Raw genomic sequence first — 17,566 nt, forward strand, 5'->3', positions numbered from 1 at the left:
TATGCAACTGTAGGAGGTAATGAAGTTGAATGAAATCAAACAGGTAACCGTCATCGGCGCGGGTCTGGCAGGCAGCGAAGCTGCCTGGCAGATCGCAAGCCGCGGCGTTCCCGTGAAATTATACGAAATGCGTCCGGTCGTAAAAACGCCTGCCCACCATACGGACAAGTTTGCCGAACTGGTATGCACCAACTCCTTGAGAGCAAACGGCTTAACCAACGCGGTCGGCGTCCTTAAGGAAGAAATGCGGATGCTGGACTCGATCATTTTGAAGTCGGCGGACAAAAACGCGGTTCCGGCCGGAGGCGCCTTAGCGGTCGACCGGGACGGTTTTTCCGGCGACATTACCGACATTCTGCACAACCATCCGCTGATTGAGGTCGTAAACGAAGAAATCCAGCATATACCTGAAGAGGGGATCGTTGTCATTGCGACAGGCCCTCTGACGTCGCCTTCTCTCTCAGCCGAGATCAAAGCGCTCATGGGCGAGGAGTATTTTTATTTTTACGATGCCGCAGCTCCAATCGTCGAAAAAGATTCCATCGATATGAGCAAAGTGTACCTGGCTTCCCGTTACGACAAAGGCGAAGCCGCTTATTTGAACTGCCCGATGACCGAAGAGGAATTCAACGCGTTTTATGACGCGCTGGTTTCGGCCGAGGTCGCGCAGCTGAAGGAATTCGAAAAAGAGATCTATTTCGAGGGCTGCATGCCGATCGAAGTGATGATGAAACGCGGCAAACAGACGGCGCTGTTCGGCCCGATGAAGCCGGTTGGCCTCGTGAACCCTCATACGGGAGAACTTCCGTATGCGGTGGTGCAGCTGCGCCAGGATAATGCGGCAGGGACGCTTTATAACCTGGTAGGCTTCCAGACGCATTTGAAATGGGGCGAGCAGAAGCGCGTGTTTTCCATGATTCCGGGACTCGAAAATGCCGAATTCGTCCGGTACGGCGTCATGCACCGCAACACGTTCATCAATTCCCCGCGCCTGCTTAAGCCTACATATCAGCTTAAGACGAACGAAAACCTGTTTTTCGCCGGGCAAATGACAGGGGTGGAAGGATATGTCGAATCGGCCGCTTCCGGGCTTATAGCGGGCATTAACGCCGCGAGAAAGGCAAAAGGCGAAGAGCTCGTCGTCCTTCCCGAGACCAGTACGATCGGCAGCATGGCCCATTATGTCACGAATGCCGATCCGAAACATTTCCAGCCGATGAATGCGAACTTCGGCTTGCTGCCCGCCCTGGACAAAAAAATCCGCAACAAAAAAGAGAAAAACGAGGCGCTTGCCAATCGGGCGCTCGCCAGCATCGACGAATTCGTTAAAGAATACGGCGTTTCGAAAGCAGAGGCAGGAAGTATAGAGTAGGAGGCTTGACGGATATGGAGATGTCATTTCACGCAACGACGATTTGCGCCGTGCGCCACAACGGGAATGCCGCCATCGCGGGCGACGGCCAAGTGACGTTCGGCGAAAACATGATCATGAAGCAAACGGCCAAAAAGGTACGTCGGCTCTACAGAGGGCAGGTCGTAGCCGGCTTCGCCGGTTCCGTGGCGGACGCAATTACGTTGTTTGAAAAGTTCGAAAGCAAACTCGAAGAGCACCACGGAAATCTGCAGCGTGCAGCGGTAGAACTTGCCAAAGACTGGAGATCGGACCGCGTGCTCCGCAAGCTCGAAGCGCTTATGATCGTCATGGACAAAAGCAGCATGCTGCTGATCTCCGGCGGCGGCGAAATCATTGAGCCCGACGACGACGTGATCGCGATCGGGTCGGGAGGCAGCTTTGCCTTGTCGGCCGCCCGGGCGCTGAAACGCCATGCCGAGAATCTCGAAGCCAAGGACATCGCGCGCGAGGCGCTGAAAATCGCTTCGGAAATTTGCGTATATACGAATGGAAATATCATCGTGGAAGAGCTGTAAGGACAGGGGGATGAATATGGTTAATCAGAACATGACGCCAAGACAGATTGTCGCCGAATTGGATAAATATATCGTCGGCCAGAAACAGGCCAAAAAATCCGTAGCCGTCGCCCTTCGCAACCGGTATCGCCGCAGTCTTCTTCCCGATGAGGACCGCGATGAGATCGTGCCGAAGAACATTTTGATGATCGGGCCTACGGGCGTAGGCAAAACGGAAATCGCCAGACGTTTGGCCAAACTGGTCAACGCGCCGTTCGTCAAAATCGAAGCGACGAAGTTTACGGAGGTCGGTTACGTCGGCCGCGACGTGGAGTCGATGGTCCGCGATTTAATCGAAACGTCGATCCGGATGGTGAAGGCCGAGCGGACGGAAAAGGTAAAGGACCGCGCGGAAGAGCTTGCGAACGAGCGTATCGTTAAAATTCTCGTGCCACGGATCAACAAAAACAAAAGCCAGCGCAATCCGTTCGAAATGCTGTTCGGAAACGGAAGCCAGGATCCGCAGGAGCAGGAGGAAGACAAGGAACTGGACGGCTCCATCGCGGAGCGCCGGCGCCAGGTCAAATTCAAGCTGCTTTCCGGCAGCATGGAGGACGACCTGATCGAAATCGACGTGGAAGACACGACGCCGACGATGATGGATATGCTGGCAGGCCAGGGCAATGACCAGATGGGAATGAACCTTCAGGAAATGTTCGGCAGTTTGCTGCCGAAGCGGACCAAAAAACGCAAGCTTACGATTAAGGAAGCGCGCAAGGTGCTGATTCAGGAAGAGGCGACCAAGCTGATCGACATGGACGACGTCATCTCCGAGTCGGTATACCGCGCAGAGCAATCCGGCATCATTTTTATCGACGAGATCGACAAGGTGGCCAGCCAAGGCAAAGGATCGGGCCCTGACGTGTCCAGGGAAGGGGTACAGAGGGATATTCTTCCTATTGTCGAAGGTTCTACCGTCATGACCAAATACGGCCCCGTAAAGACCGATTTTATTCTGTTTATCGCGGCCGGCGCTTTTCACATCGCCAAGCCGTCCGATTTGATCCCGGAACTGCAGGGACGTTTCCCGATTCGTGTCGAATTGAACAGTTTGTCGCTGGACGATTTCGTGTCGATTTTGACGGAGCCGAAAAACGCGATCACGAAACAGTACAAGGATTTGCTGAAAACGGAAAACCTCGAAATCGACTTCTCGCCCGAAGCGATCCGCGAGATCGCGAAGATTGCGGCGACGGTCAACGAAAACATGGAAAACATCGGCGCGCGCAGACTCCATACCATTTTGGAGAAGCTGCTTGAGGACCTCTCTTTTGAAGCGCCCGAGCTGACGCTGGAGAAAATGACGATCACGCCGGAATATGTGCGCGAGAAACTCGCAGGAATTGCACAGGACCGCGATCTGAGCCAATATATTTTGTGATTCTGGACTTAAATAACCCGATCGGAAGCCTAAAGGGCATATATTCTGATCGGGTTATTTGGCGTTTTACAGGTCTATTGGTAGCAGATCCGAAAAAATGAAAACTTTTCGAAAATTAAAACTTTCGCAAATCGGAAAAATCGGGACTATTTCGCTGTGGTTTTGGCGAAAACTGGCGATACGCAACGGTGTCCTGAACCTCTAATCCCTTATCTGGTGCAGAATTAGAAATATTTTGATGCAAAATAAGAAAAAAGCCCCTCTTTCGTCCCAAAGATAGGGCTTTTTTCTTATTGTAATAAATCCCAATCTCTAAGAAACTTAGGATATACGACAAGTTAGTAATTTTTTCTACTTAAGTCCTAAAAATGTTCTTTATTTTGATTGGTTTTGTCGAAAAAGACAAAATTTAGGGAGGACGAAGTGGAAAATGGTTATACAAGATTTGTAAAAAAGGGGGACAGAAAATGGATTTGTTGAATAGCAGCAGCTTCCGGCTGATGGAGGCCGGCTTGCGTGCGGCCAACCTAAGGCAGGGCGTTATTTCCAACAACATCGCGAACCAAGAAACGCCGTATTTCAAGCGGTCGGACGTCTCGTTCGAAAATCTGCTGCAGCAGGAAATGAACGAAGCGATGCCCCGGTTGCGCGGAAGGGTAACGGATCCCCGGCATTTTGTCATAGGACCTGCAAATTCGATTCCCGAACCGGTCGTCACCATGGACCAGTCCACCGTGATGAACAACAACCAGAACAACGTCGATGTCGACAGCGAAATGGCGAACATGGCAGCCAACCAAATTCAGTACAATTCTTACATCCAGCAAATCAATGAACAAATCAAAATGATGCGCGTAGCGGTAGAAGGGAGATAGGAATAAATGAATTTGAACAGCGGCTTTGGCATCAGCGCATCAGGTCTGACGGCCCAGCGCCTCAGGATGGATGTCATTTCTTCCAACATTGCCAATGCGGAGACGACCCGGGCATCCGTGGTCAACGGCAAGGCCGTGCCTTATCGCCGGAAAATGGTCGTTCTATCGCCGAACGAGTCGAATTTCGCGAATATGCTTCAAGCGCAAATGAATGGGGATGAGGGTTCGGGGCGCGGCGTGAAGGTTGCCGCGATTCAAGAGGACCAGACCCCTTTTAAGCCTGTCTACAACCCGAGTCATCCGGATGCGGATGCGCAAGGGTATGTCTATATGCCTAACGTTGACCTCACCAAAGAAATGGTGGACCTGATTTCGGCATCGCACGCGTACAATGCGAACGTGACGGCGTTAAACGCCTCGAAAGCGATGGTTATGAAGGCTTTGGAAATAGGTCGATAGTTTCATTCGGATCTAAATTCATAAGGGAGGGACATTGATGATTCAGAACACCATGTTTAACGCACTCAACGTACAACCGCTTAAACTGCAGGAAAGCAGTTCCAGCAGCAAGGATACGCCAGCGGAATCTCTTAGCAAGTTCGGTACATACCTGGAGGATGCCTTAAGCCAAATCGCAGACCAGGAAAAGACGTCCAAGGAAATGAGCACGAAGTTCATGCTCGGGCAAGTGGATGTGGACCAAGTCATGATTTCCTCGGAAAAAGCGCTGCTGAGCCTTCAGCTTGCTTCCCAAGTCCGCAACAAGGTCATCGAGGCCTATCAGGAAATCATGCGTACGCAAATCTAATCGTAAATTGCTAAGATTCGGGTAGGGTGGGTGACGTTGTGAATGAAAGAATCGCCCAATATAAGGACAAAATCGTCCAATATTGGAATCAGTTCAGCAAGAAACAGAAAACCATTTTTATTTCAACGCTCGCATTAATCATCATTGCGATCGCGGTGCTGACCGTTCAGCTTTCCAAAACGGAATACGAGGTCGCCTTCAAGGATTTGAACGCAAGCGACTCCGCGGGCATCATGAATTATCTGGACACGAACAACATTCCGTACAAGCTCGGTCCGGACGGAAAAACGATCTCGGTCCCAAGCGCGCAAGCCGCCCGCATCAAAGTGGACGTCGGGTCCCAAGGAATTATCCAAAACGGGTCCATCGGATTCCGCGCATTCGACAATTCTTCCTCGATCGGAACGACGGACAGCGAATTTAACGTGAAGTACAACAATGCCTTAAACGGCGAGGTTGAGCAGCTTCTCAAGCAAATGAACGGAATCGCCCAGGCAAAGGTGCTCGTCACTCTGCCGAAGGAAAGCGTCTTTGCAGGAATGGACGAACAGGAAAAAGGTAATGCATCCGTCGTACTAACCTTCAAGCCGGGATACCATCCGAATCAGGCGACGATCGACGGATACTTCAATCTCGTCAAAACCGCGGTGCCGAACCTTCCGATCGAAAACATCACGATGATGGAAGGCGAAGGCAACGCGGAGCTCCTCCCGTCCTCCCGTGGCGGACAAGGAACGCTGAGCAGTTCGGTGGAAGAAAACTTCGCGCTGCAAAAGAAATTCGAAAACGAAGTGCGCCAAAACGTCAAGCAATTCCTGGGCCAATTCATGGGTCCTAACAAAGTCGACGTGCTGGTTGTGTCGAAATTGAACTTCGACAAAGTTCAGAGCAAAGAGAACCTGGTAACGCCGGTCGATGCCGAAAACATGAAAGGCATTGAAATCAGCGTGCAGGAAATATCGAAAAACTATACGGGCAAAAGCAATCCCGAAGGTGGCGTAGCAGGTACCGGACAAACGCAAGTACCGACCTATCCGGGAGGTTCGACGTCAGGCGACGTTACTTCGGAAGATCTGTCCAAAACGATCAACTACGAAGTGAACCGTATAACGAAGGATATCGTATCCAGCCCATATACCGTTAAAGATTTAACCATTAATGTGGCCGTTGAACCGCCTACGGGACAAAAAACGGTGGATCAGCAAACGAAAGATGCCATTCAAAACATTTTGGTAAACATCGTAAGGGCATCCCTTGCGGATTCGGGCTCTACATATACAGACGCAGATCTGGCCAAAAAAGTTTCGGTTTATTCGCAACCTTTTGGAGAAGAACAAACCCAAACGAAAGGGCTGCAGCTTTCCAAAGGAGTTCTGTGGGGCATCGGTCTCGCCGCGCTTGCTTTGCTTGCGGGAGGCGCGTTCCTCATTTACCGCCGCCGCAAACAAAACGAAGAACTGGAAGAGGATCTTCCGCTGCCGGCTCCGACAGAGTTTCCGTCCATCAGTTTGGAGAGCGTGACGAACGAAAGCCAAGTGCGGAAGCAGCTTGAAACGCTGGCCAAGAAAAAGCCGGAGGAATTTGTCAATCTGCTGCGCACATGGCTCGCTGACGAATAGAGGTAGGTGAATCCATTGGTAAAACCAAACAGCCAGGGGCTGAGCGGGAGGCAAAAAGCGGCGATCCTGCTCATCACCCTGGGACCGGAAGTTTCCGCTCAAATCTTCAAGCATTTGCGGGATGAAGAAATCGAGCAGTTAACCTTAGAGATTGCGAACGTACGTAAAGTGGACAGCGTGGAAAAAGACATGATCCTGTCGGAGTTCCACCAAATCTGTCTCGCTCAGGAATATATATCCCAAGGCGGCATCAACTACGCCAAGGAAATTTTGGAGAAGGCGCTTGGACCGCAAAAAGCGATCGAGGTCATCAACCGCCTGACGGCGACGCTGCAGGTCAGACCTTTCGACTTTGCGCGCAAAGCGGATCCAAACCAGATTTTGAACTTCATTCAAAACGAAAACGCGCAAACCATCGCCCTTGTCCTGTCGTATTTGCAGTTTGAGCAAGCGGCTTCCATCTTGTCTTCGCTGCCGCAGGAAAAGCAGGCCGATGTGGCGAGACGGATCGCGGTCATGGACAGCACGTCGCCGGAAGTCATTTCCCAGGTCGAACGGGTTCTCGAGCAGAAGCTCTCCGCTACGGTCACGCAGGATTACACGAATGCCGGCGGCATCGAGTCGATCGTTCAAATCCTGAACGGCGTCGACCGCGGCACGGAACGGACGATCCTCGATTCGCTCGAAATCCAGGATCCGGAGCTGGCCGAAGAAATCAAAAAACGGATGTTCGTGTTCGAGGATATCGTCAACGTGGACAACCGCTCCATTCAGCGGATCATCCGCGACGTCGAAAATTCCGACCTGCAGCTGGCCCTCAAAGTGGCGAGCGAAGAAGTGCGGGACGTCATTTTCCGCAACATGTCCAAACGGATGGCGGAGACCTTCAAGGAAGAAATGGAATACATGGGCCCGGTGCGGCTGCGTGACGTCGAAGAAGCGCAGACGCGCATCGTAGGCACGATCCGCAGACTGGAAGAGGCCGGAGAGATCATCATCGCTCGCGGCGGAGGGGATGACATTATTGTCTAATCTGATTAAATCTTCCCAATACGTGCCGGTCGAGCAGCTGAAAAGATTGGATTTGGGCCACCGCTACGTGCCGCAAGCGGAAGCCGCCGCCTCCGAAGAAAGGCCGCAGGAAGAAATCCGGAAAATCGAGGCGGACGAAGAAGCGAAACGCCTCAGCAAGGAGATGCTCGAGGATGCGCGCGAGTTCGCGGAACGGCAGCTGCGCGAAGCTTCCGAAGAGGCTGAACGCATGCTGGCGGAAGCAGGCGAGCAAATCGACGGCTGGTGGCAGGAGCGGAGGCTTCAGGACGAGCATTTGGTCGAAGCGTTGAAATCCGAAGGTTATGACACGGGTTACCGTGAAGGCTCGGAGAAGGCGCTTGCCGATTTGCGGGACCAAATCGCCCGAATGATGGAGGAGGCCCAGACGGTATTAAAGCAGGCTTATTTAATGAAGGAGCAGATTATCCAGGAAGCCGAGCCGTTTCTGGTCGAACTGAGCTGCGCCATTGCCGAGAAGGTGATCGACAAGCAGCTGACGGTTGAACCGGATTACGTGCTCGACCTGATCAAAAATAGCTTGTCCCGCAAGCGGGAACAAGGGATCATCACGCTTTGCGTGGCGCCGAAACATTTTGCGTTCGTGCAGGCGGCTAGGGAAGAGCTGGCGGCCGCGATCGACTCCCAGGCCGAGCTGCAAATTTTGCCGGATTCAACGGTCCGGGACCAAGGCTGCGTCATTCGTTCTTCGTTCGGCAGCATCGACGCCAGAATCGACACGCAGCTTACCGAAATCAAAAAAGAACTGATCCGGATCGCGTTGGATGATGAGGAGCGGGGTAACCGGGATGAAGATGCTTAACAGCGAACGATACATGGAACATCTGCGAAACGTCGACCCCGTGCGAATCAACGGCAAAGTCACCCAAGTGATCGGGCTGATGGTAGAGTCCGAAGGGCCGGACGCAAGCGTCGGGGACGTCTGCTACATATACCCGACGAAAAGCGCCAAGCCGCTGCAGGCTGAAGTCGTCGGCTTCCGGGACAACAAGGTGCTGCTGATGCCGCTCGGGGAGCTCCATTCCATCGGACCGGGCTGCGACGTTGTGGGGACAGGCAAACCGCTTAGCGTTCAAGTCGGCTCCGAGCTGCTTGGCAAAGTGCTGGACGGACTTGGCCAGCCTCTCGATGGATCGTTGATCCCGACGCGGATGCCGTATAGTTCCACCTACAATGAACCGTCGAATCCGTTAAACCGTCCCAGGGTCAAAGATCCGATCAGCATCGGCGTCCGGGCCATCGACGGCCTGCTGACGATCGGCAAAGGACAAAGGGTCGGCATTTTCGCGGGTTCAGGCGTCGGCAAAAGTACCTTGATGGGCATGATCGCCCGCAACACGTCGGCCGACGTCAACGTGATCGCATTGATCGGCGAACGGGGACGCGAGGTGCTGGACTTTATCGAGAGGGACCTGGGGCCTGAAGGGCTTCAACGTTCGGTCGTCGTGGTGGCTACGTCGGATCAGCCGGCGCTGGTACGAATCAAAGGAGCGTTGATCGCCACGACGATTGCGGAATATTTCCGCGACCGGGGCATGAACGTCATGCTCATGATGGACTCGGTGACCCGCTACGCGATGGCGCAGCGCGAGGTAGGGCTTGCCGTCGGCGAACCGCCGGCCATGAGGGGTTATACGCCGTCCGTATTCGCCAGCTTGCCGAAACTGCTGGAGCGTGCCGGGACCGGCCCGGTCGGTTCGATTACCGCGTTTTACACCGTTTTGGTCGACGGTGACGACATGAACGAACCGATTGCCGATGCGGTGCGGGGGATTTTGGACGGGCACATCGTGTTGAACCGAAACATCGCCAACAAAGGGCATTTTCCGGCGATCGACGTGCTAGCGAGCATCAGCCGGGTGATGAAGGACATCGCGCCAAAGGAGCAGATCGAAGCGGCGGACAATTTGAAACGGCTGATGGCCGTGTACAAGGACTCCGAGGATTTGATCAACATCGGCGCCTACCAAAGGGGCTCCAACGAACAAATTGACGAGTCGATCGACTACATTCAGCAGATTTGGGATTTTACGAAACAAAAGGTGGACGAAAAAGTAACGCTCGAGCAGGTGCAGGAGCGTTTGATTTCCGAATTTTCGAGGAGTTGACCTTAAGGGATGAAATTTCAGTATGCGTTCCAAAAAATCGTGGATTTGAAAACCAATGAGAAAACACAGGCGGAATGGATGCTTTCCAGCGCAATCGGAAGGTTGCAGGAAGAAAAAAAGTCTCTTGAAGAGCTGCTTGAAAGCAGGGAACGGATGGCGAAACAGCTCCAGGAGGCCGCCGAGCGGCGGGCGCCGGTATCGAAAATCCGCGAATTCCAAATGTACGCCGATCATTTGCAGCAATGCATCGAAAGGAAATATTCCGACGTAGCGCAGGCGGACAGCAATGTGCAGATGAAGAAAAAGCAGCTGTCCCATAAGATGCTGGACGAAAAGGTCTGGCTCAAAGCTAGGGATAAAGCGAAAAGTTCCTTCCAGCAAAACATGCTCCTGAGGGAACAGAATGAACTGGATGAAATGGCAACAGTCAGGTTCGCCATGAAAGCGAGATAGACGGAACGAATCGAAACGAAGCTGTTGCCTCGGGGGTGGATTGATTGTGGCAGATAAAGATTTTGATTTAGAGAAAGAGTCTGCGGGAGGATTCGAAAAATTTCTGTTTTTCATGATTCCGATCATTTTTACGGTCGTGCTGATCGGCGTGCTGTTGACCCTCTTTAACGTGGATGTCCGCAATAACGTGCTTGGCATTGCGAACAAAATTCCCGTCGTCAAAAATTGGGTGCCGGACCCTGTAAAGGATCCTGAAAAAACGAAGCTGCAAGACGCGAAGGAACAGGTCAAAAGCGCAAACGCGACGATAAACGAGCTTAAAAACAAGCTGGCGGCGAAAGAGGCGGACCTGCAGAAGGCGAAGGAAGAGAAGACGCAGCAGGACGAAAAGGTAAAAAGCTTGCAGGACCAGCTGGATTCCGCCCAGCAATCGGCTGCGGGGACGCAGGGCGCGGAAGCTGCAGATGCCGATCCCTACGAAAAGCAAATCAAGGATCTGGCCAAAATGTACGCCGACATGAGCCCAAGCAAAGCGGCTCCGATCATGCAGAACATGACAACCGAAGAAATGGTGCAGCTGCTCAGCAATATGAAGTCCGACAGCCGGACGGCCATTTTGGCCAAGATGGATCCGAAAGTTGCGGCGGACGTGTCGATGAAGCTGAAGGACGCCGTGTCTTCGAGCGATTTGGCGATCGCTGCGCTGCAGTCCAGAATGGGCAAGGATACGGCGGCGGACAAAACCAATGCGGCAGCCGGTCTCGACAAGACGCAAATCAGCCAAACGTTTGCGAGCATGCCGGCCAAAAGCGCGGCGGACCTGCTGCTTGCGACCTACAAAATTTCGCCGGAAAAAGTGCTGAAAATTTTGAACGAGGTCGCCGATTCGACACGGTCCGGAATTCTCGACAAGATGAACGAAAAAGATCCGAAAACGGCAGCCGTCATTTTGAACAAATTGATGACCAAATAGTTATAGCCTTATTCCTTTTATGAAAGGAGGTGAAAACAATATGAGTCTCATTTTTCAAAATATTGCGGGCGGAAACGCCGCAAGCGGGAAAACGGCCGCGGCCGGCGGAAAGCAAGCGGCGGGAGCGGGTGCCGTCGCGGGCATGTTCGACCAATCGCTTGCGCAAATGATGACGGGCGAAGGAGCGCAGCAAAACGCCGCCGCCATCATGAATGCGGGCACGCTGCTCGAAGGGTTGTTGAAGCTGGCCGGCTTAAGCGCCGCTTCCGACGAATCGGGCATCGGCGGGCAAAACGCCGCGGATCTTCTGCAAAGCCTGATCGGCGATGCGGACAAGCTGGACGAGGCGGTTGCCGCCGATCCCGAGCTTTTGGCGGCGCTTCAAGGCTGGCTGCAGCAAGTCCAAAATCTGCTGAACCAGGCAAACCCGGCAGGGAATGCGGCTACGCCCGATCAGGCGGACGTATTGACCGGACCGTTGTCCGAAAGCCCGGCCACGATCCGCTTCGTCGTTCAAGAAGGCATGGCGCAGCTTGCGGTTTTGCTCCAAAAGCCGGATGGAAACGTCGGAAAGGTGCAGCATCAAGCGCTTCAGCTTCTCCAATCGTTCCAGGAGCTGGTAAAAGACGCGACGTCTGCACAACCGAAGCCGACCGATGCAGTGGCGTTAACGCAGTTGCATAAAAATGCAACCGCTGAAACAAACATCGGTGCATGGCTTAAAAGCGGACAATCTGCGGGCGACGAGCCAACGCGTTCCGGGGATCAGGAGCAGCCTCACGATCTATTTGCCGCCCAGCATACGGTTACCGCAGGCCAGCTCGCATTAAGGCACGGCATCAACGCTTCGGCGAAGGCAGCGGCACCGGTACCGGTAGAGAAATTTTCGGAAGAAATGAGCGGCTTTGTCGTTAAAAACCTGGAATTCGTAAAACAGCAAGGGATGACGGAAGCCCGAATCACGCTTTATCCGGAACGTTTGGGCCAGGTCGACGTTAAGCTGACGATGCAGAACGGCCAGCTGATCGCGCAGTTTTCGACCGAACATGCGGCGACGAAGGATTTGCTCGAGCAGCAGATGAGCCAGCTTCGTTCTTCGCTCCAGACGCAAGGCGTGCAGGTCGAAAAGCTGGTCGTCACCCAAAACCAATCGCCGCAATCGCAAATGTACCAGGACGGCGGCCGCCAACCGGGAGCGGGGCAGCAGCAGTCCAACCGCCGCTCCAAGGAAAAGGAAGCCCCGACCGATGACGCGCTGAAAATCGCGGAAATGGGCGAGGAGCTTAACGAATGGCTGGCTGCCCAGGAAGAGGCAAACGGCGGCAACATGTTTACAGCAAAAGCTTAGCTTAGGCGGAGGTGAAAAAAATGGCTTCGGATATCATTTCCACGCCGAATATATGGCCTAACTACTCGGCTTCGAACGTCGCAAGGGCAAGCAGCAAAAAACAGGAGCTTGGCAAAGACCAGTTCTTGAGCATTTTGATCAAACAGCTGCAAAACCAGGATCCGATGCAGCCGATGGAGGACAAGGAGTTTATCGCGCAGATGGCCCAGTTTTCTTCGGTGGAGCAGCTCATCAACATATCCAACCAGCTGAAAACGATGAGCCAATCGCTGGGCAGCGTGTCCGGCCTGATCGGCAAAGAGATCAGTTGGATCGACGATTCGAATTCGGATCAAGGGAGCGATAGCAAAAGCGAGCTGAAATCCGGCGTCGTGGACTCCATTATCGTCAAAGACGGCGTTCAATACGCTTCCGTTGGTTCGCTGGCGATTCCGTTAGACAAAGTCGTCGAGATCAAGGACCCGCAATCCAACGGGGAAGCGAATCCGGCTCCGGAACAAACGCCCGCATCCGACGGTTCGAAACAAGCGGATCCGGCTGAAGGCGCTTCGAACGGGGCGTCGAATCCAACCGGTCCCGCAAGCGGTGAATCCTTATGAGCGAACGCATAACGATCGGGCAGCTGTATCCATCCAAGATTTATCCCGCAGCCCAGAACGCGGCCCAGCGGAGTTCGCAGCAGGAAGCTTCACGCACCTCTTTTGGCGAGATATTCCAGCATGAGCTGCTCAAATTCAGCAACCATGCGGCCAAACGCCTGGAACAAAGAGGCATCGAACTGAAAGGGGATCAGCTGGCCAAAATCCAAAATGCCGTCGACAAAGCGGCAGCCAAAGGAAGCAAGGAATCGCTGATCCTGATGAAAGACATGGCGCTGATCGTCAACGTGGCGAACCGTACGGTCGTAACGGCGATGGACGGCAATTCGATGAAGGATAATGTTTTTACCCAAATTGACAGCGCAGTAGTGATATCTTGACCTGGCTGGCCCGACAGGAAAGCCAGTGGGCCGCTGACCGACAGAAGCGGTCCATCCATAACAAGGGAGGAAAAAGACTATGATGAGATCCATGTATTCGGGCGTTTCAGGCATGCGCGGTTTCCAAACCAAGCTTGACGTCATCGGCAACAACATCGCAAACGTGAATACGATCGGTTTCAAATCCGGCCGGGTGATGTTCAAGGATGTCATAAGCCAGACCGTGGCAGGCGTTACGGCCCCGGAGGATTCCGTACAAGGCGGCGTGAACGCCAAGCAGATCGGCCTTGGCGTATCCATCGGTTCCATCGATACGATGCATCTGGGCGGCAGCGCGATGATGACGAATAATCCAACCGACCTGCGCATCGACGGAGACGGATTTTTTCTTGTAAAGCTGGATCCCGCACAGGATCCTCCGTTCCTGTCCCGAGCAGGGGATTTTCATATCGATGCTTTGAAGCAGCTCGTAACTTCGGACGGTTTGTTCGTATGCGATACGGACGGGGCGCCGATCAAATTGCAGGATTCTACGGTCTCTTTTTCGATATCGCAGGACGGAACGATCATCCAGAAGCTCGATGACGGAACGACGGATAACGGAACGAAGATCGGCGTGGGCAAAGTGCCAAACCCGGAAGGCCTGGAGAAAATCGGCGGGAACCTGTTCCGGATGACGCTCAACGCCAAAGAGGACGGACTGGTCGACTTCCCGGCCGACGCCAACGACGCCACGAAGGGCACGGGCGCGATCATCGCCGGACAGCTTGAGATGTCCAACGTGGACCTGACGAGCGAGTTCACGGAAATGATCGTGGCTCAGCGCGGCTTCCAAGCCAACTCGCGGATCATTACGACGTCCGACGAGGTGCTTCAAGAGGTCGTGAATCTGAAACGTTAGTAGATGCGAGTAGCGGGAGAGGCTCCGCCTCTCCCGAATTTCCATAGGAGGCGCTGCTATGATTTCTGTTACCCGGTTAAACGGCTCACCAATATGGCTGAACGCTTTGCTTATCGAAACAGTGGAAGAAACGCCAGACACATATATTACATTGGTCACAGGCAAACGCATGATTGTTTTAGAAAAAGCAGCTGAGGTCATTTCCTTGGTGAAACAATACAATCAGGAAATCGGCGTTCACAATGCCACTATAAAAGTGCAACAAACGGAGGAAAACTCATGAAAAAAATGCTGCCCTGGCTGATTACTATACTTCTGGCTATTACACTGATCGTGATTGCTGCAGTTCTGCTCAAGCCACAGCTGCTCGGAGAAGGCAACAATTCGAAAACTGGGGCTCAGGCGGTCGAGGGGAAAAAATTATCAGCGGATGAACTTGTGGAAATGACGTCTGAAATCAAAGATATCAAGACCAATCTTGCAGATCAGGATTATATCGTATTGATGAATTTTGCGTTCCAATTGAACGATAAGAAATCCAAGGAAGCATTCGACAAGATCAAAGAGTTCAAAATCAAGCCGATTATTATCAAAACCCTAGCCGATACCAAGCCGGAAGAATTGAGTGGCTCGAACGGCAAGGACCAATTAAGCGCAAAATTGATCAATCTGATCAATAAGACTCTGACTGATGGGAAGCTGAACCAGATCGAAATCACCGAATATCTGGTAACGCCGATCTAAGAAAGGATTCTTCCTAACATGCCGAAGAGAACCCAAGACAATCCTTTAAGGGGGTGAGATGATTGGTTGACGTATTATCGCAAAACGAGATCGACGCCCTGCTTGCCGCGCTTTCGTCCGGCGAAATGGATGCGGAGGAGCTGAAAAAAGAGGATACGCAGAAAAAAGTCCGTTCCTATGACTTTAAACGGGCAGTCCGCTTTTCGAAGGACCATATCCGAAGCCTCACCCGCATCCATGAAAACTTTGCCCGCTTCCTGACAACGTATTTCTCGGCGCAGCTGCGTACTTTCGTGCAAATTAGCGTAGTCCAGGTGGAGCAGCTTCCTTATGACGAATTCATTCGCTCGATTCCTAAGATGACGATTTTGAACATTTTCGAAGCCGAGCCTTTAAAAGGAAGAATGGTGCTTGAGGTTCACCCCAACGTCGCGTACGCGATGCTGGATCGCCTGCTTGGCGGCGTAGGCAATGCGCCCACGAAGATCAATACCCTGACGGAAATCGAAACGACCATCATGGAGAGGATTTTCAGCCGCGCCTTCGACAGCCTCGCGGAGGCTTGGAAAACGGTGTTGGATATTTCCCCGCGGATGGAAGCGATGGAGACGAATCCGCAGTTTATGCAAATCGTGTCCCCGAACGAAACGATTGCGCTCATTTCGCTGAGCACGAAAATCGGGGATACGACGGGGATGATCAACCTTTGCATACCGCATGTCGTGCTGGAGCCGATCATGTCCAAGCTTTCGGCGCATGAATGGTTTATATCGGAGAAGAAGTCCAGTTTGCCGGAGGAAGCGGAATCGCTGAAATACCGGATCAGCCAAGCGAAGCTGAACATCGTCGCCGAGCTCGGCTCGAGCCACATATCGGTTTCCGAGTTTTTAGGCCTCAGCGTAGGGGACGTTATCAGCCTCAACAAATCGGTGGGCACCGGCCTTTCGATCAGGGTGGGTGACCGTCTCAAATTCATCGGAAGCCCGGGAACGCTGAAGGACCGGGTAGCCGTTCAAATCGACGAAATTGTCAGCGAAGGAGTTGAGGAATTTGACGAGTAACGAATATTTGTCGCAAGAAGAAATAGACGCCTTGCTGAAGCAATCCGAATCGGATTATTCCAAAGGCACGGGCATGATGACGGTTGACGATTATTTGACGCCGCTGGAGCAGGACGCGCTCGGCGAGATCGGCAACATTACGTTCGGCAGCGCCGCGACGGCACTCTCCACGCTGCTGGGCAAAAAAGTGGACATCACGACGCCGAAAGTATCCATTATTACGCGCGGGCAGTTTGAATCGGAATTCCCCAAACCGCATGTCGCCGTCCATGTCACCTATGTGGACGGATTCGAAGGGATCAACTCGCTTGTCATCAAAACGCGCGATGCCCAGGTCATTGCCGATCTGATGCTTGGCGGGGAAGGAAATCCGGAGAATCAAGAGTTAAACGAAATACATATCAGCGCGGTTCAGGAAGCGATGAACCAGATGATGGGCTCGTCCGCCACCTCGATGTCCACGATTTTCAATCGATTCGTGAACATCTCCCCGCCGGGCATCGATATATTGGACGTGGCGAGCGGAGACGGCGTCAGCAGCCTTCCGGCAGACGAAACGCTCATCAAAATTTCGTTCCGGCTGACGATCGGGGACCTGATCGATTCGACCATCATGCAGCTTCTGCCGGTACAATTCGCCAAGGATATGGTCAACATTTTGATTCACGGGACCGATTCTGTCGAGCAGCTGGTCGAGGAAACGGCCGCCGCGGCCCAGGCTCCCGAAAAGCCGGCTGCAAGCCCGCAGGCTGCGTCGGCAGAGCCGCCGCAGCAGACGATGCCGCCGCAGCAACCTGCGCCCGGCCAGCAGCCTCCGGCTTATCCGGAAGGGTATGCACCGGGAGGGCAAGGCGTTCCTTCGCCGATGCCGGGATACGAGCAAAACCCGCAGATGCCGCCGTATGGCATGCCGCAGCATTACGGCACGCCATATAACCGCAACGTCAACGTGCAGCCGGTTCAGTTTTCGAATTTGCAATCCGCCGCCTACGGGTCGGTCGATCAAAATAATTTGAACTTATTGATGGACATTCCTCTTAAAGTCACCGTAGAATTAGGAAGGACCCAGAAGCAAATTAAGGATATCTTGGAAATGTCTCAAGGTTCCATCATCGAACTGGACAAGCTTGCAGGCGAACCGGTGGATATTCTCGTGAACAACAAACTGATCGCCAAAGGCGAAGTCGTTGTCATCGATGAGAACTTTGGAGTGCGCGTGACGGACATTCTCAGCCAATGGGACCGAATACAAAAATTACAATAAGCAAAATTTAGGG

20 protein-coding genes are annotated in these 17,566 nt (G+C 53.0%); all 20 read left to right on the forward strand.

The genetic code is table 11. The features are described 5' to 3' along the window. Positions 1–25: 25 nt before the first annotated feature. The 20 genes from trmFO (at position 26) to fliY (ending at position 17,553) form a co-directional block, all read left to right on the forward strand. A complete protein-coding gene (gene trmFO / locus GQY55_RS00425) occupies positions 26–1,372 on the forward strand; it encodes an FADH(2)-oxidizing methylenetetrahydrofolate--tRNA-(uracil(54)-C(5))-methyltransferase TrmFO (RefSeq protein ID WP_160037368.1) in 1,347 nt (448 codons plus the stop codon). A 14-nt stretch (positions 1,373–1,386) separates the two neighbouring features. Then, a complete protein-coding gene (gene hslV, locus GQY55_RS00430) occupies positions 1,387–1,929 on the forward strand; it encodes an ATP-dependent protease subunit HslV (protein WP_160037369.1) in 543 nt (180 codons plus the stop codon). Positions 1,930–1,945: 16 nt separating this feature from the next. Then, the gene (gene hslU / locus GQY55_RS00435) at positions 1,946–3,349 is read left to right on the forward strand and encodes an ATP-dependent protease ATPase subunit HslU (RefSeq protein ID WP_160037370.1); all 1,404 of its coding nucleotides are present in this window, start codon (positions 1,946–1,948) and stop codon (positions 3,347–3,349) included. 467 nt (positions 3,350–3,816) lie between these two features. After that, on the forward strand, positions 3,817–4,224 hold the full coding sequence (gene flgB, locus GQY55_RS00440; RefSeq protein ID WP_160037371.1) for a flagellar basal body rod protein FlgB: 408 nt from the start codon (positions 3,817–3,819) through the stop codon (positions 4,222–4,224). Positions 4,225–4,230: 6 nt separating this feature from the next. Next, complete coding sequence (gene flgC, locus GQY55_RS00445; RefSeq protein ID WP_160037372.1) at positions 4,231–4,683, forward strand: flagellar basal body rod protein FlgC; 453 nt, start codon at positions 4,231–4,233, stop codon at positions 4,681–4,683. Positions 4,684–4,720: 37 nt separating this feature from the next. After that, a complete protein-coding gene (gene fliE / locus GQY55_RS00450) occupies positions 4,721–5,032 on the forward strand; it encodes a flagellar hook-basal body complex protein FliE (RefSeq protein WP_160037373.1) in 312 nt (103 codons plus the stop codon). A 38-nt stretch (positions 5,033–5,070) separates the two neighbouring features. Continuing rightward, the gene (gene fliF / locus GQY55_RS00455; protein ID WP_160037374.1) at positions 5,071–6,651 is read left to right on the forward strand and encodes a flagellar basal-body MS-ring/collar protein FliF; all 1,581 of its coding nucleotides are present in this window, start codon (positions 5,071–5,073) and stop codon (positions 6,649–6,651) included. A 15-nt stretch (positions 6,652–6,666) separates the two neighbouring features. Then, positions 6,667–7,683, forward strand: a complete 1,017-nt coding sequence (gene fliG, locus GQY55_RS00460) for a flagellar motor switch protein FliG (RefSeq protein WP_160037375.1) — start codon at positions 6,667–6,669, stop codon at positions 7,681–7,683. Beyond that, positions 7,676–8,524, forward strand: coding sequence for a FliH/SctL family protein (locus GQY55_RS00465; RefSeq protein WP_160037376.1), 849 nt, complete (start codon positions 7,676–7,678; stop codon positions 8,522–8,524). Before fliG ends, GQY55_RS00465 begins: the two co-directional genes overlap by 8 nt. Then, positions 8,511–9,830: a flagellar protein export ATPase FliI gene (gene fliI, locus GQY55_RS00470; RefSeq protein ID WP_160037377.1), complete on the forward strand. Its 1,320-nt coding sequence runs from the start codon at positions 8,511–8,513 to the stop codon at positions 9,828–9,830. Before GQY55_RS00465 ends, fliI begins: the two co-directional genes overlap by 14 nt. 9 nt (positions 9,831–9,839) lie before the next feature. Then, positions 9,840–10,283, forward strand: coding sequence for a flagellar export protein FliJ (fliJ, locus tag GQY55_RS00475; RefSeq protein ID WP_160037378.1), 444 nt, complete (start codon positions 9,840–9,842; stop codon positions 10,281–10,283). A gap of 46 nt (positions 10,284–10,329) precedes the next feature. Next, the gene (locus GQY55_RS00480; RefSeq protein WP_236575320.1) at positions 10,330–11,256 is read left to right on the forward strand and encodes a MotE family protein; all 927 of its coding nucleotides are present in this window, start codon (positions 10,330–10,332) and stop codon (positions 11,254–11,256) included. Between the two features lie 40 nt (positions 11,257–11,296). Continuing rightward, positions 11,297–12,604 (forward strand): flagellar hook-length control protein FliK, encoded by a 1,308-nt coding sequence (locus GQY55_RS00485; protein WP_160037379.1) that lies wholly within the window; start codon positions 11,297–11,299, stop codon positions 12,602–12,604. A 20-nt stretch (positions 12,605–12,624) separates the two neighbouring features. Further along, on the forward strand, positions 12,625–13,203 hold the full coding sequence (locus GQY55_RS00490; RefSeq protein WP_160037380.1) for a flagellar hook capping FlgD N-terminal domain-containing protein: 579 nt from the start codon (positions 12,625–12,627) through the stop codon (positions 13,201–13,203). After that, positions 13,200–13,583: a TIGR02530 family flagellar biosynthesis protein gene (locus tag GQY55_RS00495; protein ID WP_160037381.1), complete on the forward strand. Its 384-nt coding sequence runs from the start codon at positions 13,200–13,202 to the stop codon at positions 13,581–13,583. Before GQY55_RS00490 ends, GQY55_RS00495 begins: the two co-directional genes overlap by 4 nt. Before the next feature lie 79 nt (positions 13,584–13,662). Then, positions 13,663–14,484: a flagellar hook-basal body complex protein gene (locus GQY55_RS00500; RefSeq protein ID WP_160037382.1), complete on the forward strand. Its 822-nt coding sequence runs from the start codon at positions 13,663–13,665 to the stop codon at positions 14,482–14,484. Between the two features lie 58 nt (positions 14,485–14,542). After that, positions 14,543–14,767, forward strand: a complete 225-nt coding sequence (locus GQY55_RS00505) for a flagellar FlbD family protein (protein WP_160037383.1) — start codon at positions 14,543–14,545, stop codon at positions 14,765–14,767. Further along, positions 14,764–15,228 (forward strand): flagellar basal body-associated FliL family protein, encoded by a 465-nt coding sequence (locus GQY55_RS00510; protein ID WP_160037384.1) that lies wholly within the window; start codon positions 14,764–14,766, stop codon positions 15,226–15,228. Before GQY55_RS00505 ends, GQY55_RS00510 begins: the two co-directional genes overlap by 4 nt. Positions 15,229–15,290: 62 nt before the next feature. Then, positions 15,291–16,289 carry a flagellar motor switch protein FliM gene (gene fliM, locus GQY55_RS00515; RefSeq protein WP_160037385.1) on the forward strand — a complete coding sequence of 333 codons (999 nt, stop codon included), beginning with the start codon at positions 15,291–15,293 and terminating at the stop codon, positions 16,287–16,289. Next, a complete protein-coding gene (fliY, locus tag GQY55_RS00520; protein WP_160037386.1) occupies positions 16,279–17,553 on the forward strand; it encodes a flagellar motor switch phosphatase FliY in 1,275 nt (424 codons plus the stop codon). The genes fliM and fliY overlap by 11 nt, the downstream gene beginning before the upstream one ends. Positions 17,554–17,566: the final 13 nt, after the last annotated feature.

This window comes from Paenibacillus sp. USDA918EY (assembly GCF_009870825.1).
GTDB lineage: Bacteria > Bacillota > Bacilli > Paenibacillales > Paenibacillaceae > Paenibacillus_AQ > Paenibacillus_AQ albilobatus.